The organism is Streptomyces sp. NPDC004284, from assembly GCF_042874035.1.
Lineage (GTDB): Bacteria > Actinomycetota > Actinomycetes > Streptomycetales > Streptomycetaceae > Streptomyces.
In genome coordinates this window covers 795,005-817,268 of the sequence record NZ_JBIAMJ010000001.1, presented here as the reverse complement: position 1 = coordinate 817,268, position 22,264 = coordinate 795,005, and the positions used below count along the sequence as shown (strand labels likewise).

Sequence of the window (22,264 nt, the reverse complement as noted above, 5' to 3'; positions counted from 1 at the left end):
CCCCTTCAAACGGCGAGCGCACAACGTAACACTTGTCCCAGGAGACAAGGGAGTTGGGGGAGTCGGAATTCATGGACGTTCTGGTGATCGGCGGGAACCGCTATTTCGGAAAGCGCCTCATCGCGCTGCTCCGGGAATCCGGGCACCGGATCACGGTGCTCAACCGGGGTTCTTCCGCCGCCCCGGAGGGAATCGAGCAGCTGGTCGCGGACCGCGACGACGAGAACGCGCTCGCATCCGTGCTCGCGGGCCGTTCCTTCGACGTCGTCGTGGACCAGGTCTGCTACACCCCGCGCCAGGCGGAGATCGCCCGGCGGGTGTTCGCGGCGCGCACCCGGCGCTATGTGATGACGTCGACCGTGGAGGTGTACGAGTACGAGGACTCGGCCGTGCCGGTCCCCGAGTCGGCCCTCGACCTGGCCGAGGTGACCGTCGACACGGGCCTGCCCTGGGAGGACCCGGAGTTCCTCGGCGCGCACTACGGGGAGGGCAAGCGGCAGGCCGAGGCGGTCTTCGCGGCGGGTTCCCCGTTCGCCTGGGCCTCGGTGCGGGTGGCGCACGTCCTGGGCGGCGCCGACGACTTCACGGGCCGGCTCGACCACTACGCGCGGCGCATCCGGGCGGGCGAGCCGATCGCCGTGCCGGTGGTGAACCACCCGGCGACCTATGTGTACGTGGAGGAGATCGCCGCGTTCCTCGCCTGGGCGGTCGGGGCGGACTTCACCGGCCCGGTGAACGCGCACTCCCACGGCCCCCTCGCGACCGCCGACATCTGCGCGGAGATCGAGAAGCTCGTGGGCGGCCGGACGGTCTTCCGGGAGGTGGAGGTCGGCGAGGTCTCGCCGTTCTCCTTCGCCCGCTCGTACGGCATGGACAACTCCCGTGCGGTGTCGCTGGGTTACTCGTTCGGCGATTCCGGCACATGGCTGCCGAAGGCAGTGGCGGAGACGATCGGGGAGGCCCGCTGATGCGGTACCGGATGCTGGGGGACGTACGGGTCGGGGCGATCGGCTTCGGCACGATGCCGCTCTCCATCGAGGGCCGGCCGGACGGGGCGCGGGCCGTCGCCACCGTGCACGCGGCCCTGGACGCGGGGGTCACCCTCCTCGACACCGCCGACTCCTACCACCCGCCGGGCGGCACCCCGGGCGAGGGCGAACTCCTCGTACGGCGGGCCCTCGCCTCGTACGGCGGCGCCACGGACGACGTGCTCGTGGCCACGAAGGGCGGCCGGGGCCGTACGGCCGACGGCGGCTGGACCGTGGACGGCCGGCCCGCACACCTGCGGCGGGCCGCGGAGGACTCCGCGCGGCGGCTCGGCGGCGACGCGATCGGCCTGTACCAGCTGCACAAGCCCGACCCGGCCGTCCCGTACGCCGAATCCCTCGGAGCCGTACGGGAGTTGCTCGACGCCGGCACGGTCCGCCTCGCGGGCGTCTCGAACGTGGACGTCCCGCAGATCCTGCTGGCCCGCGAGATCCTCGGCGACCGGCTCGTCTCCGTCCAGAACCGCTACTCCCCGGCGGTCCGGGACGGCGAGGCCGAGCTCCGGCTCTGCGCCGGGCTCGGCCTCGCCTTCCTGCCGTGGAGCCCCCTGGGCGGGATCTCCCGCAGCTCCCTGGACGGGGCGTCCGCCCAGGAGGAGGACCCCGGGTTCGGCGCCTTCCACCGGGTGGCCCGGGCGCATGGGGTCAGCCCCCAGCGGGTCGCGCTGGCCTGGCTGCTCGCCCGCTCGTCCACGGTCCTCCCGATCCCGGGGGCCAGCCGGCCGGAGACGGTGCGGGACTCGGCGGGCGCGGCGGACCTGCGGCTCTCGGAACGGGACCTCGCGGAGCTGGACGGGCGCTGACCGCGAGGAGGTCGCCGCCCGGTCCGGGCGCGGGCCCGCACGGGGCGGGCGGGCCCGTGGCCCCCGGGGCGGGTCAGACGCCCGCGCGGGCCTTCTCCTCGCCCTCGTCCGCGCGCGGAGCCGGCACCGCCGGCGTCCCGTGGTCGTCGACGAGGGTCTGCTCGTCGAAGGGGATCCGCCCCGCGAGGACGTCGGCGGCGCGGGCCTTGTCGATCTCCTTGGTCCAGGTGCCGACGAGGACCGTCGCGACCGCGTTGCCGGCGAAGTTGGTGAGGGCGCGCGCTTCGCTCATGAAGCGGTCGATGCCGACGATGAGGCCGACGCCGTCGACGAGTTCGGGCCGGTGGGACTGGAGGCCGCCCGCGAGGGTGGCGAGGCCGGCACCGGTGACGCCCGCGGCGCCCTTGGAGGCGATGATCATGAAGACGAGGAGGGAGATCTGCTCGCCGATCGACAGCGGGTTCCCCATCGCCTCGGCGGTGAAGAGCGAGGCCATCGTCAGGTAGATCGCGGTGCCGTCGAGGTTGAAGGAGTAGCCGGTCGGCACGGTGATGCCGACGACGGGCTTGCTGACGCCCAGGTGCTCCATCTTCGCGATGAGCCGGGGCAGCGCGGACTCCGAGGAGGAGGTGGAGAGGATCAGCAGGAACTCGCGGCCCAGGTACTTCAGGAGGGCCCAGATGTTGATCCCGGCGATCAGGCGGAGCAGCGTGCCGAGGACCACGAAGACGAAGAGCCCGCAGGTCACGTAGAAGCCGATCATGATGACGGCCAGCGACTTCAGGGCCGCGGCACCCGTCGCGCCGACGACGGCCGCGATCGCGCCGAACGCGCCGACCGGCGCGGCCCACATGATCATCCCGAGGATGCGGAAGACGAGCTTCTGGATGTGCCCGATCCCGCGCAGAACCGGTTCCCCGGCCGCCCCCATCGCCTGGAGGGCGAAGCCGGCGAGCAGCGCCACCAGGAGGGTCTGGAGGACCTCGCCCCCGGTGAAGGCGGAGACGAGGGTCGTCGGGATGATCCCGAGCAGGAAGTCCGACGTCGACTCGCTCGCGCCCTCCGCCTGCTTCGCGCCGGCCTCGGCGAGCTCCTTGGTGAGGTGGAGTCCGGAGCCGGGCTCCAGGAGGTTGCCGACGAGCAGACCGATCGCGAGTGCGACGGTCGACATCACGAGGAAGTAGCCGAGGGCGAGTCCGCCGACGGCGCCGACCTTCGCGGCCTTCCGGACCGAACCGACACCGAGCACGATCGTGCAGAAGATGATCGGCGAGATCATCATCTTGATCAGGTTGACGAAGCCGGTGCCCAGCGGCTTGAGCTCGACGGCGACGCCCGGCGCCAGGAACCCGACCGCGATGCCGAGCAGGACGGCGCCGATGACGGTCAGATACAGATAGTGGGTACGGTCCCGGCGTGCGGCCACGGGGTCCTCCTCGTGCTGATGGATGTCCACGTCCCGGTGGACCTCCGCGACTATCCATCAGCCTGTGACCCGGGTCACGGTTGCGTTCGTTTCGTTCACGGCGGCGTTCCCGGCGGGAGGGCGCGATTCGGGCACCCGTTGCCGCCGCACACGTTCCCATGTGCACACTTACCCGCATGCGCCGTCTGCGTCTCCCCCTCCCCCGCCCCCGCAGCCTGGCCGGCCAGCTCTTCGCGATGCAGGTCGTGCTCGTGGCCGCCGTCGTGGCGGGATGCGTGGTCTTCGCGTACCTCACGGACCGGACGCAGGCCGAGGAGACCGCGCGGCGCCAGGCCACCGCGACCGCCGCCGCCGTCGCCGACTCCCCGTCCGTGGTCGCCGCCGCCCGCTCCGCCGACCCGACCGCCGCCCTCCAGCCGTACGCGGAATCGCTGCGCCGCCACGCGGGCGTCGCCTTCGTGGTGATCATGGCCCCGGACGGCACCCGCTGGACGCATCCCGAGCCGGCGCAGATCGGGCGCACGTACCTCGGTCACATCGAGGAGGCCCGGCGGGGCCGGCTCTACTCCGAGACGCACCTCGGCGTCCTCGGCCCCTCCGTCCGGACGGTGGCGCCCGTCCTCGACCACGGCCGGGTCGTCGCCCTGGTCAGCGCGGGCATCACCATCGACAAGATCAGCGAGCAGGTACGGCAGCAGGTGACCGCGCTGCTCGGGACGGCGGGCGCGGCGCTCGCGCTCGGCGGCGCGGGGACGTACGTCGTGAACGCGCGCCTGCGCCGCCACACGCACGGCATGAACGCCACCGAGCTGAGCCGGATGCACGACTACCACGAGGCCGCGCTGCACGCGGTCCGCGAAGGGCTCGTGATGCTCGACGGACGGCGGCGGATCGCCCTCATCAACGACGGCGCGCGGGAGCTGCTCGGCCTGGACGAGGGGGTCGTCGGCCGGTCCGCCGCCGAACTCGGCCTGCCCGCCCCGCTGACCGGGGCGCTGCTCTCCTCGGAGCCGCGCGTCGACGAGACGCACCTGACGGCCGAGCGGGTCCTCGTGGTCAACACCCGCCCGGTGGTGGGCGGGGAGCGGCGCGGCACCGTCGTCACGCTCCGGGACCGCACCGAACTCCAGGCGCTCTCCGGCGAGCTGGACTCCGAGCGGGGCTTCACGGAGGCGCTGCGCTCCCAGGCCCACGAGGCGGCGAACCGGCTGCACACGGTCGTGTCGCTGATCGAACTGGGCCGGGTGGCGGAGGCGGTGGAGTTCGCGACGGCGGAACTGGAGCTCGCGCAGGCGCTGACCGACCGGGTCGTCGACGCCGTCGGCGAACCCGTCCTCGCGGCGCTGCTGCTCGGCAAGGCGGCACAGGCCAACGAGCGGGGCGTGGAGCTGGTCCTCACCGAGGACAGCCGCATCGACGACGGCCGGGTGCCTGCGGCCCTGCCCTCCCGGGACCTGGTGACGATCCTCGGCAACCTCATCGACAACGCGGTCGAGGCGGCCGGCGGCACCCCGCACGCCCGCGTCACCGTCACGGTCGCCGCCCGCGCGGGCGACGGCGAACTCCTGCTCCGCGTCGGCGACAACGGCCCCGGGGTCCGCCCCTCCGACCGCGAGGCCGTCCTCGGCCGCGGCTGGTCCACCCGAGGCCCCGGCCGCGGCCTCGGCCTGGCCCTGGTCGGCCAGGCGGTCTCCCGCGCCTCGGGCACGCTGGACCTCACGGAGGCGGCGGAGGGCGGCGCCCAGTTCACCGTACGACTGCCGCTGCCGGTGCCTGTGCCGCTGCCACGGGAGGGCGGGCCGGCAGACGGCGGCCCCGGGGACTCCGGCGCCCCCCGCACCCCCGAAGCCCCCCGTCCCGCCACCCCGGAGGTGTCCGCATGAGCACGAGCCCCCTCCGGGTCCTCGTCGTCGAGGACGATCCCGTCGCCGCCGATGCCCACGCCCTCTACGCCGGACGCGTCGAGGGCTTCCAGGTCGTCGGGGTGGCGCATTCGCGGGCCGCGGCCGTGCGGATCCTGGACCGGACGCCCGTCGACCTGATCCTGCTCGACCTGTACCTGCCCGACGGGCACGGCCTCCAGCTGCTGCGCGCCCTGCGGGCCGTCGGGCATTCCGCGGACGTCATCGCCGTGACCTCGGCCCGAGACCTGGCGGTCGTCCGCGAGGGGGTGTCCCTCGGGGTCGTCCAGTACGTGCTGAAGCCCTTCGCGTTCGCCACGCTGCGGGACAGGCTCGTCCGGTACGCCGAGTTCCGGGCGGCCGCCGGGGAGGCCTCCGGGCAGGAGGAGGTGGACCGGGCCCTGGCCACGCTGCGGGCGCCGCAGCCCGCCACGCTCCCCAAGGGGCTGAGCGCCCCGACGCTCGAAGCGGTGACCCGTACGCTCCGCGCGACCCCGGCGGGGCTGACCGCCGCCGAGGCGGGCGCGGCCGTCGGGATCTCGCGGATCACCGCGCGCCGCTATCTGGAGCACCTGGTCACCGGGGGCCGGGCCGTGCGCGCCCCGCAGTACGGGCAGATAGGGCGGCCCGAGCTCCAGTACCGCTGGCTCGACGGGCCCGCGCGCGGACACTGAGCATCCGTAGGGTTACCGTCCGGTTCCCATGTTCCTACGACGACGCACGTTGGGGGAACGCACCGTAGCCACCCGTCACTTCCGATACCTACCGTGGCCGGGTGCACCAACCCTCCCCACCCTTCGACGCCCAGGCCGCGCGCCGGCTCCGCGAGGGCCTCGGCATGGCCCCGGAGCATGTCGCGTACGGCCTGCGAGCCCAGTACGGCCTCCTCGTCCACCCCGACACCGTGGTCGCCTGGGAGCGCGGCCGGGCGATCCCGGACGAGCAGGAGCTCACCGCCCTCGCGGGCGTCCTGTGGTGCTCCCCCGTGGACCTGATCGCCGCCCCCGCCACCCTCCGCGAGCACCGGGTCGCGCGCGGGCTCGCCGCCGAGGACCTCGCCCGGCTGGTGGGCGTGTCGGCCTCCGCGTACCAGCGGATGGAGGACGAGGGCCGCTGGCGCGGCACCGAACGCCAGACGGCCGCCCTCGCCGAGGCGCTCGGTCTCGGCCCGCGCGCCCTGATCACCGCGACCGGCGGCGACGAGCCGCTCGCGGAACTGCTGCGCAACGCGGCCGCCACGCGCTGGCAGGCGTACGTGAAACCGGTCCTGAAGATGGTGCCGCTGCCCAAGCGGACCGTGGAGCCCGCGCTGCAGCGGCTCCACGCGGATTACCACGCGCGGATGGCGGCGGTCAGCAGCTGGGGCGCGCCGGGGGCGACCGGCGACGAAGGACGCGCCTATCTGGACGGGATAACCGACAGCTTCTGGGCGGCGGTCGGCCTATGACGGCGGGACCCGGCCCGTGGCAGCGGGGCCCGGCCCGTGACGGCGGGACCGGCCCGTACATTGGCGCCGTGAGACGACACATACCGTTCGACCGACTCCACAACTTCCGTGATCTGGGCGGCTATCGGACCGCCGACGGCGGCACCGTGCGGTGGGAGACCCTCTACCGCTCCGACTCCCTCGGCAAGCTCGCGGACGCCGGCCCCGACGACCTGGAGCGCTTCCGCGCGCTGGGCGTGGGCACGGTGATCGACCTGCGCTATCCGTGGGAGATCGCCGGCAAGGGCCGCCTGCCGGAGACCGAGGGGGTCTCCTGGCACAACCTCTCCATCGAGCACCGCCCCTACGACCAGGAGGCGGTCGATCCGGCCCTGGACCCCTGGCGCTACCTCGCCGACCGGTTCGCCGAGGTCGCCGAGGACGGGGCGGAGGAGCTCCGTGCGGCCCTGGAGCTGATCGCCGCCGCCCAGGAGCCGCTCGTCTTCCACTGCGCCTCCGGGAAGGACCGCACGGGTCTGCTCGCGGCCGTCGTCCTCGCCCTCCTGGACGTCCCGGACGAGGAGATCCTCGCGGACTTCGCGCTCACCGAGCTGGCCACGGAGCGGCTGATCGGCGACTGGCGGGCGACGCACCCGGGCCGGGAGCCGCGCTGGCCGGGCTTCGGCCGGGCGCCCGCCGACATCATCCGGCTGTTCCTCGCGGACCTGCGCGGGCGGTACGGCTCGGTGTACGGGTACGTCACCGGCCACGTCGGGCTCGACCCGGCGGTGGTGACGGCGCTCAGGGCCCGGCTGGTGGAGGCCGCCTGACCTCAGTCCCGGTCGAAGTCGAAGAGCTGGCCCGCCGCGTCCGGCGCGCAGGCCGCCTGGGCGAGCCGCGCCCAGGCGGCCTCGCGGTCGCCGACGACGGTGACGCAGCTGCCGGGGGTCGCCGGGTCGGCCGGGACGATCCGGTAGCCCTCGACGGGGGTGCCGTACGCCTCCAGGGCGAAGGCCTCCACCCGGGTCGGGTCGCCGCACGCGGCGTCCTCGTACGCGGCGCCGGGTATCCGGCCCCCGGAGGGGATGCCGGAGCAGCCGGGGCCGAGGTCGGGGTGGTGCGAAACGATCCTCCACCGTCCGCCGCCCAGCTCCGCCAGCGAATAGCGCGGGAGGCCCGCCGCGGCGCACGGCACCTGGTGCACCTGCCCGGTGCGGGCGCCGCGCCGCTCGCCGAGGCAGAACTCGGTGCCGGCCACCCGGATGCGGACGTCCCCGGCGGCCGGTGCGGTGGGCCTGCGGGGCGGGTGTCCGGCCTGCCCGTCCTTCAGGAAGGCGACGACACTGACACCGGCGAGCACGAGCCCCGCGAACGCGATCGCCGCGACCAGGCCGCGCCGTATCCGGGTCCGGGGCCCCGGACGGGCCTCGCCGGGATCCGGGGCTTCGGGGGTGCCGGGCCAGGCGGGCGGTTCTCCGGGGTCCTCGGCGGCGGCCGGGCCCGTGGCCGCCGGGCCGGGTCCGTACAAGCCGCCTGCCGCGGGCTCCTCCCGTGCGGTCCGCGGATCAGGAGCGTGCTCCCCCGGCGTCATCCGCGCCTCCCCCTTTCCGCCGGACAGGGTCGGGGCATGTCCGGGACAGGCCCCCAGCCTTGTTGATCCCGCGCCGGGGCTCAAGGGCGGAATCCGGCATTTCCGGGGGAGGCGTCGGGAGAAGTCGGGGCGGAGGTCCCGGCGGAGGGGCCGGAAGGCCGTCCCGTACGGCTCCGGTGACCGGAGCCGCACCGGACGGGTCCCGCTCTAGAAGACCGACTCCGCCTCGCGCATGCGGTCCTCCGGGACCGTCTTGAGCTGGGTCACGGCCTCGGCCAGCGGCACCATCTCGACGTTCGTGCCGCGCAGGGCCGTCATCCGGCCGAAGTCGCCGCGGTGCACGGCCTCCACCGCGTGCCAGCCGAAGCGGGTGGCGAGGACGCGGTCGTACGCGGTCGGCGTGCCGCCGCGCTGGACGTGACCGAGGATGACGGGACGGGCCTCCTTGCCGAGGCGGCGCTCCAGTTCGTACGCGAGGGCCGTGCCGATGCCCTGGAAGCGCTCGTGGCCGAACTGGTCGATCTCACCCTTGTCGTAGTCCATCGTGCCCGCGGCGGGGTGGGCGCCCTCGGCGACGCAGATGACGGCGAACTTCTTGCCGCGGGCGAAGCGCTCCTCGACCATCTTGGCCAGGTCGGCCGGGTCGAAGGGCCGCTCGGGAAGGCAGATGCCGTGGGCGCCGCCGGCCATGCCGGACTCCAGGGCGATCCAGCCGGCGTGCCGGCCCATCACCTCGACGACCATCACGCGCTGGTGGGACTCGGCGGTGGTCTTGAGCCGGTCCATGGCCTCGGTGGCGACGCCGACGGCGGTGTCGAAGCCGAAGGTGCGGTCGGTGGAGGAGATGTCGTTGTCGATGGTCTTGGGGACGCCGACGACCGGCACGCCGGCCTCGTGGAGCATCCGGGCGGCGGTGAGGGTGCCTTCGCCGCCGATCGGGACGAGCGCGTCGAAGCCGCTCTTCTCGATGAGCTCCTTGGCGTTGTCGCAGGCCGCGCGGAAGCGGTCGCGCTCCAGGCGGGAGGAGCCGAGGATGGTGCCGCCGCGGGCGAGGATGCCGCTGACGGCATTGAGGTCGAGGGCGCGGTAGCGGCCGTCGAGCAGGCCCGCGTAGCCGTCCTCGAAGCCGATGACCTCGTCGCCGTAGTGGGTGACGGCCCGGTGCACGACCGACCGGATCACTGCGTTCAGGCCGGGGCAGTCGCCGCCTGCGGTGAGAACTCCGATGCGCATCGTGCTGTGTCTCCTGCTCGGTCGCGGTCCGTTATGAGCCACCTCGATTCTCACACGCCGTTACCGGCGGGCGCGCTCGCCGGACGTCCGCGCGTCCTTCCCGGCGGCCCCGGGGAGGCCTTTCGTCCCTGGTCCCCGGGCCCTTCGTCCGGCGGGCGGCGTAACCATCGCCGGGGGTATTGTCAAGGGGGTAATGCCGCCCTATCGGGGCTTTCTGAGCACTGTCGATTGACGCACGGGCCGCGGAGAAGGTGCCGCGAGGGCACCCTTCCGGCCCCTTCCGCAGGACTGGACAGGAGACCACGGCGTGACGCGCAGCGTGTACGTGACCGGGATCGACCGCGGTGACGGCCGCCAGGTCGTCGAGCTGGGAGTCATGGAGCTCCTCACCCGTCAGGTGGACCGGGTGGGGGTGTTCCGGCCCCTCGTGCACCACCGTCCCGACCGGCTGTTCGACCTGCTGCGCGCCCGCTACCGGCTCACCCAGGACCCGTCGACGGTCTACGGCATGGACTATCACGAGGCCTCCGCGCTCCAGGCCGAGCAGGGCACCGACGAGCTGGTGTCCCGGCTCGTCGACCGCTTCCACGCCGTCGCCCGCGACTACGAGGTCGTCCTCGTCCTCGGCACCGACTTCGCCGCCACCCAGCTCCCCGACGAGCTCGCGCTCAACGCCCGCCTCGCCAACGAGTTCGGCGCCTCCGTCATCCCGGTCGTCGGCGGCAAGGGCCAGCCCGCCGAGTCCGTGCGCGCCGAGGCGCGCAACGCCTTCCGGGCGTACGACGGACTCGGCTGCGACGTCCTCGCGATGGTCGTCAACCGGGTGGCCGGCGAGGACCGCGAGGCCATCGCCGAGCGGCTCGCGGCCCGGCTCCCCGTACCGTGCTACGTCCTGCCGGACGAGCCGGCGCTCGCCGCGCCCACCGTCGCCCAGATCACCCACGCGCTCGGCGCCACCGTCCTCCTCGGCGACGACGCGGGGCTCGCGCGGGACGCGCTCGACTTCGTCTTCGGCGGCGCGATGCTGCCGAACTTCCTCCACGCGCTGACCCCGGGCTGTCTGGTCGTCACCCCCGGGGACCGGGCCGACCTGGTCGTCGGCGCGCTCGCCGCGCACTCGGCGGGCACCCCGCCGATCGCGGGCGTGCTGCTCACCCTGAACGAGCGGCCCGGCGAGGAGATCCTGACCCTGGCGGCCCGCCTCGCGCCCGGAACCCCCGTCATCTCCGTGCCCGGCAACAGCTTCCCGACCGCCGCCGAGCTGTTCGCGCTCGAAGGCAAGCTGAACGCGGCGACCCCGCGCAAGGCGGAGACCGCCCTCGGCCTCTTCGAGCGGCACGTGGACACCGCCGACCTCCTCAAGCGGATCTCGGTCGCGCGCAGCGGCCGGGTCACGCCGATGATGTTCGAGCACGAGCTGCTCGAGCAGGCGCGGGCCGACCGGCGCCGGGTGGTGCTCCCGGAGGGCGCCGAGGAGCGGGTGCTGCGCGCCGCCGACGTGCTGATCCGCCGTGACGTCTGCGACCTGACCCTGCTCGGCGACGTCGAGACCATCCGCAAGAAGGCCGCCGACCTGAGCGTGGACCTGGGCGACACGCAGCTGATCGACCCGCAGACCTCCGAGCTGCGCGACGCGTTCGCGGAGCAGTACGCGGCGCTGCGGGCCCACAAGGGCGTCACCGTGGAGCTGGCGTACGACGTCGTCTCGGACGTGAACTACTTCGGCACCCTGATGGTCCAGGAGGGCCTGGCCGACGGGATGGTGTCGGGGTCCGTGCACTCGACGGCGGCGACCATCCGGCCCGCGTTCGAGATCATCAAGACGAAGCCGGACGCGTCGATCGTCTCCTCGGTCTTCTTCATGTGCCTCGCCGACAAGGTGCTGGTGTACGGCGACTGCGCGGTCAACCCGGATCCGGACGCCGAGCAGCTCGCGGACATCGCCGTCCAGTCGGCGGCGACCGCGGCCCGCTTCGGCGTGGAGCCGCGGATCGCGATGCTCTCGTACTCGACGGGCACCTCGGGCTCCGGCGCCGACGTCGACAAGGTGCGGGAGGCGACGAAGCTGGTCCGCGAGGCGCATCCGGAGCTGCGGATCGAGGGTCCGATCCAGTACGACGCGGCCGTCGAGCCGTCCGTGGCGGCGACGAAGCTGCCGGGTTCGGAGGTGGCGGGCCAGGCGACCGTGCTGATCTTCCCGGACCTCAACACGGGCAACAACACCTACAAGGCCGTGCAGCGTTCGGCCGGTGCCGTGGCCGTCGGGCCGGTGCTCCAGGGCCTGCGCAAGCCGGTGAACGACCTCTCGCGCGGCGCCCTCGTCAGCGACATCGTCAACACGGTCGCCATCACGGCGATCCAGTCCCAGGCCCAGGAGCTCCCCGCATGACGACACCGACCCGCGTTCTGGTCCTCAACTCCGGCTCCTCGTCGGTGAAGTACCAGCTGCTCGACATGAAGGGCGACCGCCGGCTCGCGCAGGGCCTGGTCGAGCGGATCGGCGAGGAGACCTCCCGGATCGTCCACACCCCGCTCCAGGGCGGGGAGAGGCGCGAGAGGAACGGGCCGATCGCCGACCACGCGGCCGCGCTGAAGGCGGTCGCCGAGGAGCTGGCGGCGGACGGTCTGGGCCTGGACTCCTCCGAGCTGGCGGCGATCGGCCACCGGGTGGTGCACGGCGGGCTGCGGTTCACCGAGCCGACGGTCATCGACGAGGAGGTGCTCGCGGAGATCGAGCGGCTCGTGCCGGTGGCGCCGCTGCACAATCCGGCAAACCTCGTCGGCATCCGTACGGCGATGGCGCTGCGCCCGGACCTGCCGCAGGTGGCGGTCTTCGACACGGCCTTCCACACGACGATGCCGGAGTCGGCGGCGCGGTACGCGATCGACGTGGAGACCGCCGACGCGCACCGCATCCGCCGGTACGGCTTCCACGGCACCTCGCACGCGTACGTCTCGCGGGAGACGGCGCGGCTGCTCGGCAAGGAGCCGGAGGAGGTGAACGTGATCGTGCTGCACCTGGGGAACGGCGCCTCCGCCTCGGCGGTGCGGGGCGGCCGGTGCGTGGACACCTCGATGGGCCTGACCCCCCTGGAGGGCCTGGTCATGGGCACCCGCTCGGGCGACATCGACCCGGCGGTGACCTTCCACCTCAAGCGGGTGGCGGGCATGTCGACGGACGAGATCGACGTGCTCCTGAACAAGAAGTCCGGTCTGGTGGGCCTCTGCGGCGACAACGACATGCGGGAGATCCGCCGGCGGATCGACGAGGGCGACGAGCGGGCGGCGCTCGCCTTCGACATCTACGTCCACCGCCTGAAGAAGTACATCGGGGCGTACTACGCCGTCCTCGGGCGGGTGGACGCGGTGGCCTTCACGGCGGGGGTCGGCGAGAACGCCGCGCCGGTGCGCGAGGCCGCGATCACGGGCCTGGAGGAGCTGGGGCTCGCGGTGGACTCCGACCTCAACTCCGTCCGCTCGGACGAGGCCCGGATCATCTCGCCGGTGTACGCGCGGGTGGCGGTCGCCGTGGTGCCGACGGACGAGGAGCTGGAGATCGCCCGGCAGAGCTACGCACTGGTGCGCGGAGAAGTGAACGCCTGAGCGGACCCGCGCCCATTTGTACTTTCCGCCAGACGGAATATTCCGCAGTGAAACAAACCGATAGGATCCGCCTCATGCGCCGTTCCAAAATCGTCTGCACGCTGGGCCCCGCCGTCGACTCGTATGAGCAGCTGAAGGCTCTCATCGAGGCCGGTATGAACGTGGCCCGATTCAACTTCAGCCACGGTTCCCAGGCGGAACACCAGGAGCGGTACGACCGCCTCCGGCAGGTCTCCGCGGACATCGGGCGCGCCGTCGGCGTCCTCGCCGACCTCCAGGGCCCGAAGATCCGTCTGGAGACCTTCGCCGAGGGACCGGTCGAGCTGGTGCGCGGTGACGAGTTCACCATCACCACCGAGGACGTCCCCGGCGACAAGTCGATCTGCGGCACCACCTACAAGGGCCTGCCCGGCGACGTGGCCAAGGGCGACCAGGTCCTGATCAACGACGGCAACGTCGAGCTGCGCGTCGTCGAGGTCGACGGCCCCCGGGTCAAGACCATCGTGGTCGAGGGCGGCGTCATCTCCGACCACAAGGGCATCAACCTGCCCGGCGCGGCGGTCAACGTCCCCGCCCTGTCGGAGAAGGACATCGAGGACCTCCGCTTCGCCCTGCGGATGGGCTGCGACATGGTCGCCCTGTCCTTCGTCCGGGACGCCGACGACGTCAAGGACGTCCACAAGGTGATGGACGAGGAGGGCCGCCGGGTCCCCGTCATCGCCAAGGTCGAGAAGCCGCAGGCCGTCGAGAACATGGCCGACGTCGTCGCCGCCTTCGACGCGGTCATGGTGGCCCGTGGCGACCTCGCCGTGGAGTACCCGCTGGAGAAGGTCCCGATGGTGCAGAAGCGCCTCGTGGAGCTCTGCCGCCGGAACGCGAAGCCGGTCATCGTCGCCACCCAGATGATGGAGTCGATGATCACCAACTCGCGGCCGACCCGCGCCGAGGCGAGCGACGTCGCCAACGCGATCCTGGACGGCGCGGACGCGGTCATGCTGTCGGCCGAGTCCTCGGTCGGCGCCTACCCGATCGAGACCGTCAAGACGATGTCGAAGATCGTCGCCGCGGCCGAGGAGGAGCTGCTCTCCAAGGGCCTCCAGCCCCTGGTCCCGGGCAAGAAGCCGCGCACCCAGGGCGGCTCCGTCGCCCGCGCGGCCTGCGAGATCGCCGACTTCCTGGGCGGCAAGGCCCTCATCGCCTTCACCCAGTCCGGCGACACCGCCCGCCGCCTCTCCCGCTACCGGGCGCAGCAGCCGATCCTCGCCTTCACGACCGACGAGAACACCCGCAACCAGCTCACCCTGAGCTGGGGCGTCGAGTCCTTCCTCGTCCCCTTCGTGGACAACACGGACGCCATGGTCGACCTCGTCGACGCCGAGCTCCTCAAGCTCCAGCGCTACAACGAGAACGACACCATGGTCATCACCGCCGGCTCGCCCCCCGGCGTCCCCGGCACGACCAACATGGTCCGCGTCCACCACCTGGGCGGCGGCCAGCGCGACTGACGCCGCCCCGACGCCATGACGAGGGCCCCCGTCCGGATCGGACGGGGGCCCTCGTCGTGTGCGGCTCCCGGAAGGGGTACGGGGGTCAGCTGGGCTCGATCGTGTTGTGGAGGCCCTTGACCGTGAGGGTGCCGCCGAACTGGCCCGCCTGCTTGAGCTTCACGTTGGTGAAGAAGGCCCAGGGGACGTCGAGCGGGGGCGGGGAGTCCGGGGCGAAGGTGACCGGGACGATGCCGAAGAGGTTGCCCTTCAGCTCCTCCGTGTACATGGTCACCGTGCCGTTGCGGATGGTCGAGGTCGAGCCCGGCTTGGAGCGGACGTGCGCCGTGCGGCCGTCGGAGTGCTCCGCCAGCTGGTGCAGGTCCTTGATGTCGATCGAGGTCGCGGTGAACTTCAGGACCTTCTTGATCTTGCCGCTGCCGGTCTTCACCTCGACGATGCCGTGGTACTTCAGGCCGGTCAGGTTGAGCAGGGTGCTCTCCAGGCGCCACGGCTCGTCCGGGAGCAGCGGGATGCCCGGTTCGAGGTCGGCGTCGGCGAGGGCCTGGGCGTCGTACTCGGGGCACGGGAAGCGGGGCTTGGCCCCGTCGGGTATGTCCGTGTCCTTCTTGGCGTCGAGGCCCTTGGCGCTCTCGGGGAGCTCCTCGACCTTCGCGCCGGCCTGGGCGGCGGCCCGCTCGATCGCCGTCCTCGTCCGCTGCGCGGCCGGATCCTCCGCGGTCCTCGACTGCGCGGAGGCGGAGGCCGTGGCGGTCGGGGCGGGCGCGTCGGTCGCCGGCGCCTTGTCGGCGGGGGCCTCCGTCGGGGTGGGCGCGGCCGTGGTGGGAGCCGTCGTCGTGGGCGCGGCCGTCGGCGTCTTGTCCGGGCCGTCGAGGAGGTCCTTCAGGGCGTCGCCCACGCCCAGCGGGTCCAGCGGGTTCCTGGACTGCGTCGGCGAGGGGGTGGCGGTGGCCGTGGGGGTCGCGGTGGGCGCGGGGGCGGTCGCCTCGCGCTCCTGCGCCTGCGGCGCGGCCGTCTGGCCGGTCTGCGTCGCGGTGGGCGTCGGGGTCGCGTCCGGCGTCACGGTGGCGGAGGGCGTGGCGGTCGCCGTGGGGGTGTCCGTCGGCGAGGCGGTGGCGGTGGGCTTCGCGCTCTCCGTCGGCTTCGCCGTCTCGCTCGCCTCGGGCGTCGGCTCGTCCGAGCGCGTCACACAGGGGCCGGGGGCGAAGGGGATCTCCTTGTCGTCCGCGAGGGCGAGCTTGGGCGTGAGGCCCATGCCCACGAGCACCGCGGTCGGCATGGCCGCCAGTGCCATCGCCTTCCCGGCGGGGCCCTGGATCCTGGTCAGCAGCGACTTGCGCGGGGCCGCGTGCCGCGGGCCCTGCTTCGCGAGCGCCGGCTGATTCTCGTCACCCCGCACTGTTCCTCCCGCCGTTGGCGTCGGTCGTGGTTTCGGTCGCCATGTGCTCCGCCTCGCGCTGCTCCGGGAGCACGGCCGCGGGCACGGCCTCCGTCCCGGGCTCCGCGCCGGTCTCGTGGGAGGCCTCGGGGTGACCGTCGTGCTGTGCGTCCTCGGTCTCCTCGACCGGGGGTGCGGGCGCCCAGGAGGCGGACATGGCACCACCGATGAGGGAGAACAGGAATCCGATGACGAGGCCGCCGAAGTTCGACACCGGGATGGAGACGAGGGCCAGGACGATCGTCGCGATGCCCGCGAACACCCGGACGACGGGCTGGAACCACATCGTCAGTCCGAGCGTGATGAGCAGGACTCCGATGATCAGCGCGCCGGCTCCGGCGGTCGTCGCCATGGCGAGCGTCATGTTGCCGAGCCGCATGTCCCCGTACGGGAGGTAGGCGATCGGCACGCCGCCCAGCATGGTGAACAGTCCCGCCCAGAAGGGCCTGGTCTGCCGCCAGACCTTGAACCGGTTCGCCTTCTTGGGGACTTCGCGGGAGGCGGGGATCTCGGCGCTCATGGAACAGCTCCCTGGAAGCGGTGTTGCTGAGAAAGATGAGGAGAAGGGACCTGGCGGGTGGGACCGCACGTGGCGGCCCCACCCTCCGGAACGGATCGGTCCTTACGGACCGGCCGGCCCTAGAAGCACTCGGCGTCCGTGCCCTTGTGCAGCGACAGGTGCAGGCCGGGCAGCTTGAAGGTGGCGGCCGTGGTGGCCCAGGCCTTCTGCTCCACGTTGCTCAGCGTCGCCACGTCGGCGCGCTGGCCGAAGCCGTACGGGTTGGCCTTGGTGTTCGGCTGGATGCCCGGCTTGCCCGGCGCCTTCGCGAGCGCGCCCGCGGCGACACCGAGGTCGAGGTTGGTGAACTCGGCGTCGGTCTTGAGGTCGGAGACATCGAGGTAGATGCCCGACGCCTGGACCTTGTCCTCGTCCCTGCCGCTCTGGGCGGCCTTGGTGCCGGCCGTCAGACGGAGGGTGACCGAGTCGTTGATGAACGGCACCTTCGGCGTCACGACCGACTGGCACATGTTCGTGATCTTGGCGGTGGAGAAGCCGGACACGGCCACGGGGGCGGCGAAGTCCTTGCCCTCCAGGTCCTTGCCGGGGTCCACGCTGCCGTACTGGACGAAGTCCGTGCCCTCGAGCTTGTCGGCGTGGACCTTGAACTCCTGGCCGGAAATGCTGAAGGACGCGGCGAGCGCGCCCTGGGCGAGGCCGACGCCGATCGCGGCCGTCGCGGCCACGCTCGGGACCATGACGACGGCGAACCGCTTCCATCTGGTTCCGCCACGAACCTGGGACTTCATGAGAATTCCTCCTTCTCGGACGTACATCTCCGGAGAGACCCCGGGAGGTCACCCTGGGATGGGAGAAGAGCTACGTCCTCGGGAAGGAGAGCGCCGAGGCATCAGGCGGCGCGATGCGCGTCCGAATCACCGGCGATCACCCCCGAGCGACAACCATGGGCGCGCCTTGGAGCGCGACCTGTTCGGACAGGCCCCGTTCGATGAGAGCGGGAACCCCCCTGTCCGCGACCGGTGCCGGAACACCGGTCGACTCGGTGGGGACCCTCGCCGCGATCCCGGTTGGTTGCCGGGGTGATGCGGTTCGGACCGAGCGTCGCCGATCGTGGTCCATTCCGGGCCCCCGCACAAGGGGGTTCATTACCGGCTAGTAACGGGGGGATAACCACGCCATGGCGGGGCGGGACCGAACGGGCACGCTGGGTGCGTTCGAGCGACGGGGAATGTCAGGAGATCATCGGATGAATACGGACAGAACGCCGGGTTCGATTTACTACAAGTAACAGCGGCCGCGATTACCAAGTTTTGGTAAAGCGCGGCCGCGATTTGTCACCCTGCTGCCAAATCGTCAGACGATCCGGCGCGCCCAGGGAGCTAGAACAGCACCCGTGCGAGGGCCTGTCGGGCCGCCGTCACGCGCGGGTCGTCGGAACCGATCACCTCGAACAGCTCCAGGAGGCGCACCCGCGCCGCGTTCCGGTCCTCGCCCGCCGTGCGGCGCACGGTCTCCACGAGGCGGCCGAAGGCGTCCTCCACGTGACCGCCCACCAGATCGAGGTCGGCGGCGGCGATCTGCGCGGTGACGTCGGCCGGGCCGTCCGCCGCGTTCCTGCGGACGGCGGCGGGGTCCATGTCCCGCACCCGGGTGAGCAGTTCGGCCTGCGCCAGGCCGAGCTTGGCCTCCGGGTGGGCCGGGTCGTCGGCGAGCACGTTCTCGTACGCCTGGACGGCACCCGCCAGGTCGCCGGCGTCGAGCGCCGTCATGGCGGCCTGGAGGAGGGCGTCGTACGGACCGGCCGGCCGCGCGGCGGAGGCCGGGGCGTCGGCGTCCGCGTCCACGACGATGCCGGTGAGACCGAAGCGCTCCTCGCCGACCAGGATCAGCTGGTCGAGGGTCTCCCGGATCTGGGCCTCGGGCACCGCGCCCTGGAAGAGCGGGAGCGCCTGGCCGGCGACCACCGCGAAAACGGCCGGAATTCCCTGGATGCCGAACTGCTGCATCAGCATCTGGTTGGCGTCGACGTCGATCTTCGCGAGCAGGACGCGGCCGTTGTACTCGACGGCGAGGCGCTCCAGGAGGGGGCCGAGCTGCTTGCACGGCTCGCACCACTCGGCCCAGAAGTCGAGGACGACCGGAACCTCGGCGGAGCGCTGGATCACATCGCGCTCGAAGCCGGCCTCGTCGACGTCGATCACCAGGGCCGACGGGGGCACCGCGGCGGAACCACCCTGCCGGACGGACTCGGCGCGCGCCTGCTCCGCCTTCGCCTTGGCCTCTCCGGCCGCCTTCACCGCGGCGAGGTCGACGACGCCGCTCATGGACATGTTTCGGGGCTGCATGGATACATCCTCCCCCTTCCGCGCGCGTAACCGGTAAGCCATGGCTGAACCGTGCCGTCCGCGCATCTCCCGCCGGTGTGTGCGAGACGCGCGGACGACACGGTTCTTCGTCTTCGGCGGCACCGGGTCCCCACCCGGCACCTTCGCTCCGCACCGGGTCCCCACCCGGTGCGCTGGTTGTCGCTCAGGCCGCTCAATGCCTTTCGCTACAGGTCGTAGCGTAACTCCAGGGACGGATCCCACGGGAGGGCGCGAGGGGGTTCCGGGCGGTGAACTGCCTCACACCGCGGACCCCTGGCGGTATACCTACCGGCGGGTATGGTCGCTTTCCATGTCGTCGATGTGTCCCCGCTCCACCCCCCGCGGCAGCCGTACCGGGCGCCCCCGCTCCACCGAGGCCGACGCGGCCATCCTGGAGGCGACCCGCGCGGCCCTGGTCGACCTGGGCTGGTCCAAGCTCACGATGGGGGACGTGGCGGGCCGTGCCGGGGTGGCGAAGACGACGCTGTACCGCCGCTGGGCCAACAAGAACGAGCTCGTCGTGGACGCCGTCGCCGTCCTCTTCGACGAACTCGAACTGCCCGACCTCGGTTCCCTCCAGGCCGACATCGAGCACGTGGTGCTCCAGTTCGCGGCCCTCCTCGAACGGCCCGAGACGAAGACGGCCCTCATGGCGGTCGTGGCCGAGTCGACCCGGGACGAGCCGCTGCGCGAGCGGATCCGCGCCTCCATAGTCGACCGCCAGAAACGGCTGGTCCTCTCCGGCCGCGAGCGGGCGCAGCAGCGCGGCGAACTCCCGCACCACCTCGACCCGGTCGCCGTGGACGCCACCGACGACCTGATCTTCGACGTCGTCGCGGGCGGCGGCGATCATCGCGTCGAGGGAGGCGCGGACCTCGGCGTCGTCGCGGCGGCCCTTGCGCTCGCCGAGGACGCGGACCTGCTCCCACTCGACCTCGTGGCTGACGCGCAGGATCTCCAGGTCGCCGGTGACGGAGCCGTGGTGGACGTTGACGCCGACGACCCGCTTGTCGCCCTTCTCCAGGGACCGCTGGTACGTGAAGGCGGACTCGGCGATCTCGCCGGTGAACCAGCCGTCCTCGATGCCGCGCAGGATGCCGGAGGTGATCGGGCCGATGGGGTGCCGGCCGTCCGGGTGGGCGCGGCGGCCGCGCTCCTTGATCTGGTCGAAGATCTTCTCGGCGTCGGCCTCGATGCGGTCGGTGAGCTGCTCGACGTACCAGGAACCGCCCAGCGGGTCGGCGACGTTGGCGACGCCGGTCTCCTCCATGAGGACCTGCTGGGTGCGGAGCGCGATCTCGGCGGCCTGCTCGCTGGGGAGCGCGAGGGTCTCGTCGAGGGCGTTGGTGTGGAGGGAGTTGGTGCCGCCGAGGACGGCGGAGAGGGCCTCGACCGCGGTGCGCACGACGTTGTTGTACGGCTGCTGGGCGGTGAGGGAGACGCCGGCGGTCTGGGTGTGGAAGCGGAGCCACTGGGCCTTGTCGGTCTCGGCGCCGTAGACCTCCTTCATCCAGCGGGCCCAGATGCGGCGGGCGGCGCGGAACTTGGCGATCTCCTCGAAGAAGTCGAGGTGCGCGTCGAAGAAGAAGGAGAGGCCGGGGGCGAAGACGTCGACGTCGAGGCCGCGGGAGAGGCCGAGCTCCACGTAGCCGAAGCCGTCGGCGAGGGTGTACGCGAGCTCCTGCGCGGCCGTCGCGCCGGCCTCTCGGATGTGGTAGCCGGAGACGGAGAGCGGCTTGTACGCGGGGATGTTCGCCGCGCAGTGCTCCATCAGGTCGCCGATGAGGCGCAGGTGGGGCTCGGGCTCGAAGAGCCACTCCTTCTGCGCGATGTACTCCTTGAAGATGTCGGTCTGGAGCGTGCCGTTGAGGACGGCCGGGTCGACGCCCTGGCGCTCGGCGGCGACCAGGTACATGCAGAAGACCGGGACGGCGGGCCCGGAGATCGTCATGGACGTCGTGACGTCGCCGAGCGGGATGTCCTTGAAGAGGACCTCCATGTCGGCGGCGGAGTCGATGGCGACACCGCAGTGGCCGACCTCGCCGAGGGAGCGGGGGTCGTCGGAGTCGCGGCCCATGAGGGTGGGCATGTCGAAGGCGACGGAGAGGCCGCCGCCGCCGGCGGCCAGGATCATCTTGTAGCGCTCGTTGGTCTGCTCGGCGTTGCCGAAGCCGGCGAACTGGCGGATGGTCCAGGTCCGGCCCCGGTAGCCGGTCGGGTGGAGTCCCCGGGTGAAGGGGTACTCACCGGGCCAGCCGATGCGCTCGAACCCCTCGTAGGTGTCGCCGGGCCGGGGCCCGTAGACCGGCTCGACGGCGTCGCCGGAGAGCGTGGTGAAGTCGGCGTCCCGCTTGCGGGCCTTGTCGTAACGGGCCTGCCAGCGACGGCGGCCTTCCTCGATGGCGTCAGCGTCCATGCTTCGAATTTACTAGGACGTCCTAGTAAATGTCGATGGGAAACCCCCGCACATCAGTGCGGGGGTGAACGCTCAGGCCTTGACCGGCTGCGGCTGCCCGCCGCTGACCAGCGGAAGCGTCTCGGCGACGACCTTGCGCTCGACGAAGAACGCGGCGGTCGGGATGGTGCCGGAGACCAGCACCCACAGGAGCTTGCCGAACGGCCACTTCGCCTTGGAGCCCAGGTCGAAGGCGAAGACGAGGTAGATGATGTAGAGGACGCCGTGGAGCTGGGAGACCGCGAAGGTCAGGTCCTCGCCGACACCGAAGCCGTACTTGGCGACCATGCACGCGCACAGGATGAGGAGCATGACCGCGGTCACGTAGGCCATGACGCGGTAGCGGGTCAGCACGCTGGATTTCATGCCGTCGAGCGTAACGGCACGTTCCGGGCGATCTTCGCGGGGGTCGGCCCCCGCCCGGCCCCCGGCTCAGCCCTCGTCGAAGTCGTGCGCCGCCACCCGCAGCGGGCGCAGCATCGCGAAGATCTCCGCGCACTCCTCGGCGTCGTACGCGCCGAGGCCGAACTCCATCTCCATCAGGTCGCGGGTCGCGGACTCGACCACCTCGCGGCCCTTCTCGGTGATGGAGGCGAGCGTTCCGCGCCCGTCGTTGGGGTTGGGCCGCTTGCTCACGAGCCCCGACCTCACCAGCCGGTCCACCGTGTTCGTCACCGAGGTCGGATGGACCTGCAGCCGCTCGCCGATCTTGGACATCGGCAGCTCGCCCGCCTTGGAGAAGGTGAGCAGGACCAGGGCCTCGTACCGCGCGAAGGTCAGCCCGTACGGCTTGACGACCGCGTCGACCTCCGCGAGGAGGATCTGGTGGGCACGCATGATCGAGGTGATCGCGGCCATCGAGGGGACCGGGCCCCAGCGCTTCTGCCAGAGTTCGTCGGCTCGGGCGATGGGGTCGAAGGGGAGACTGAGCGGCTTGGACACGCTTCGACC

General features: G+C 72.2%; 18 protein-coding genes and 2 pseudogenes. 10 read left to right on the top strand and 10 right to left on the bottom strand.

Going from position 1 to position 22,264, the window contains the following annotated elements; genetic code table 11:
• The first annotated feature begins 71 nt into the window (after positions 1-71).
• Both ACFYUS_RS03800 and ACFYUS_RS03795 read left to right on the top strand, forming a co-directional pair.
• A complete protein-coding gene (locus tag ACFYUS_RS03800) occupies positions 72-968 on the top strand; it encodes an NAD-dependent epimerase/dehydratase family protein (protein WP_388845315.1) in 897 nt (298 codons plus the stop codon).
• Entirely contained in the window at positions 968-1,849 is an 882-nt protein-coding gene (locus ACFYUS_RS03795) for an aldo/keto reductase (protein WP_388845312.1), read from the top strand. The genes ACFYUS_RS03800 and ACFYUS_RS03795 overlap by 1 nt, the downstream gene beginning before the upstream one ends.
• Positions 1,850-1,922: 73 nt before the next feature.
• Here ACFYUS_RS03795 and ACFYUS_RS03790 read toward each other — a convergent pair whose 3' ends face one another.
• On the bottom strand, positions 1,923-3,275 hold the full coding sequence (locus ACFYUS_RS03790; RefSeq protein ID WP_388845309.1) for a cation:dicarboxylate symporter family transporter: 1,353 nt from the start codon (positions 3,273-3,275) through the stop codon (positions 1,923-1,925).
• A gap of 176 nt (positions 3,276-3,451) precedes the next feature.
• On the opposite strand from ACFYUS_RS03790, the gene ACFYUS_RS03785 reads away from it, so the two are divergent.
• The 4 genes from ACFYUS_RS03785 (at position 3,452) to ACFYUS_RS03770 (ending at position 7,432) form a co-directional block, all read left to right on the top strand.
• The gene (locus ACFYUS_RS03785) at positions 3,452-5,158 is read left to right on the top strand and encodes an ATP-binding protein (protein WP_388845307.1); all 1,707 of its coding nucleotides are present in this window, start codon (positions 3,452-3,454) and stop codon (positions 5,156-5,158) included.
• Positions 5,155-5,850: a response regulator gene (locus tag ACFYUS_RS03780; RefSeq protein WP_388845304.1), complete on the top strand. Its 696-nt coding sequence runs from the start codon at positions 5,155-5,157 to the stop codon at positions 5,848-5,850. Before ACFYUS_RS03785 ends, ACFYUS_RS03780 begins: the two co-directional genes overlap by 4 nt.
• A gap of 164 nt (positions 5,851-6,014) precedes the next feature.
• Entirely contained in the window at positions 6,015-6,623 is a 609-nt protein-coding gene (locus ACFYUS_RS03775) for a helix-turn-helix domain-containing protein (protein WP_388845981.1), read from the top strand.
• 68 nt (positions 6,624-6,691) lie between these two features.
• Positions 6,692-7,432 carry a tyrosine-protein phosphatase gene (locus ACFYUS_RS03770; protein ID WP_388845302.1) on the top strand — a complete coding sequence of 247 codons (741 nt, stop codon included), beginning with the start codon at positions 6,692-6,694 and terminating at the stop codon, positions 7,430-7,432.
• Positions 7,433-7,434: 2 nt separating this feature from the next.
• Here ACFYUS_RS03770 and ACFYUS_RS03765 read toward each other — a convergent pair whose 3' ends face one another.
• Together ACFYUS_RS03765 and ACFYUS_RS03760 are read right to left on the bottom strand one after the other, a co-directional pair.
• A complete protein-coding gene (locus tag ACFYUS_RS03765) occupies positions 7,435-8,193 on the bottom strand; it encodes a hypothetical protein (protein WP_388845299.1) in 759 nt (252 codons plus the stop codon).
• Positions 8,194-8,400: 207 nt separating this feature from the next.
• On the bottom strand, positions 8,401-9,426 hold the full coding sequence (locus ACFYUS_RS03760; protein WP_388845296.1) for an ATP-dependent 6-phosphofructokinase: 1,026 nt from the start codon (positions 9,424-9,426) through the stop codon (positions 8,401-8,403).
• 307 nt (positions 9,427-9,733) lie between these two features.
• On the opposite strand from ACFYUS_RS03760, the gene pta reads away from it, so the two are divergent.
• The 3 genes from pta to pyk all read left to right on the top strand — a co-directional run bounded on the left by pta (position 9,734) and on the right by pyk (position 14,534).
• Positions 9,734-11,815, top strand: a complete 2,082-nt coding sequence (gene pta, locus ACFYUS_RS03755; protein WP_388845293.1) for a phosphate acetyltransferase — start codon at positions 9,734-9,736, stop codon at positions 11,813-11,815.
• Positions 11,812-13,029: an acetate kinase gene (locus ACFYUS_RS03750; RefSeq protein ID WP_388845291.1), complete on the top strand. Its 1,218-nt coding sequence runs from the start codon at positions 11,812-11,814 to the stop codon at positions 13,027-13,029. Before pta ends, ACFYUS_RS03750 begins: the two co-directional genes overlap by 4 nt.
• 74 nt (positions 13,030-13,103) lie before the next feature.
• On the top strand, positions 13,104-14,534 hold the full coding sequence (pyk, locus tag ACFYUS_RS03745; protein WP_388845288.1) for a pyruvate kinase: 1,431 nt from the start codon (positions 13,104-13,106) through the stop codon (positions 14,532-14,534).
• An 85-nt stretch (positions 14,535-14,619) separates the two neighbouring features.
• Here pyk and ACFYUS_RS03740 read toward each other — a convergent pair whose 3' ends face one another.
• The 4 genes from ACFYUS_RS03740 to ACFYUS_RS03725 all read right to left on the bottom strand — a co-directional run bounded on the left by ACFYUS_RS03740 (position 14,620) and on the right by ACFYUS_RS03725 (position 18,837).
• Entirely contained in the window at positions 14,620-15,933 is a 1,314-nt protein-coding gene (locus tag ACFYUS_RS03740; protein ID WP_388845286.1) for a hypothetical protein, read from the bottom strand.
• On the bottom strand, positions 15,923-16,492 hold the full coding sequence (locus ACFYUS_RS03735) for a DUF6114 domain-containing protein (protein ID WP_388845283.1): 570 nt from the start codon (positions 16,490-16,492) through the stop codon (positions 15,923-15,925). Before ACFYUS_RS03735 ends, ACFYUS_RS03740 begins: the two co-directional genes overlap by 11 nt.
• Positions 16,493-16,611: 119 nt before the next feature.
• Positions 16,612-17,280 (bottom strand): DUF6230 family protein, encoded by a 669-nt coding sequence (locus ACFYUS_RS03730; RefSeq protein ID WP_388845280.1) that lies wholly within the window; start codon positions 17,278-17,280, stop codon positions 16,612-16,614.
• 591 nt (positions 17,281-17,871) lie between these two features.
• Positions 17,872-18,837 (bottom strand): tetratricopeptide repeat protein, encoded by a 966-nt coding sequence (locus tag ACFYUS_RS03725; RefSeq protein ID WP_388845277.1) that lies wholly within the window; start codon positions 18,835-18,837, stop codon positions 17,872-17,874.
• A gap of 340 nt (positions 18,838-19,177) precedes the next feature.
• Here ACFYUS_RS03725 and ACFYUS_RS03720 point away from each other — a divergent pair.
• A pseudogene (locus ACFYUS_RS03720) lies at positions 19,178-19,714 on the top strand (TetR/AcrR family transcriptional regulator); the annotation flags it as partial.
• On the opposite strand, the pseudogene ACFYUS_RS03715 reads toward ACFYUS_RS03720, so the two are convergent.
• The 3 genes and pseudogenes from ACFYUS_RS03715 to ACFYUS_RS03705 all read right to left on the bottom strand — a co-directional run.
• A pseudogene (locus tag ACFYUS_RS03715) lies at positions 19,688-21,274 on the bottom strand (methylmalonyl-CoA mutase); the annotation flags it as partial. The pseudogenes ACFYUS_RS03720 and ACFYUS_RS03715 sit on opposite strands and share 27 nt — an antisense overlap.
• Before the next feature lie 72 nt (positions 21,275-21,346).
• Positions 21,347-21,679 (bottom strand): DUF3817 domain-containing protein, encoded by a 333-nt coding sequence (locus ACFYUS_RS03710; RefSeq protein ID WP_388845273.1) that lies wholly within the window; start codon positions 21,677-21,679, stop codon positions 21,347-21,349.
• A gap of 66 nt (positions 21,680-21,745) precedes the next feature.
• A complete protein-coding gene (locus ACFYUS_RS03705) occupies positions 21,746-22,255 on the bottom strand; it encodes a MarR family winged helix-turn-helix transcriptional regulator (RefSeq protein ID WP_388845271.1) in 510 nt (169 codons plus the stop codon).
• Positions 22,256-22,264: the final 9 nt, after the last annotated feature.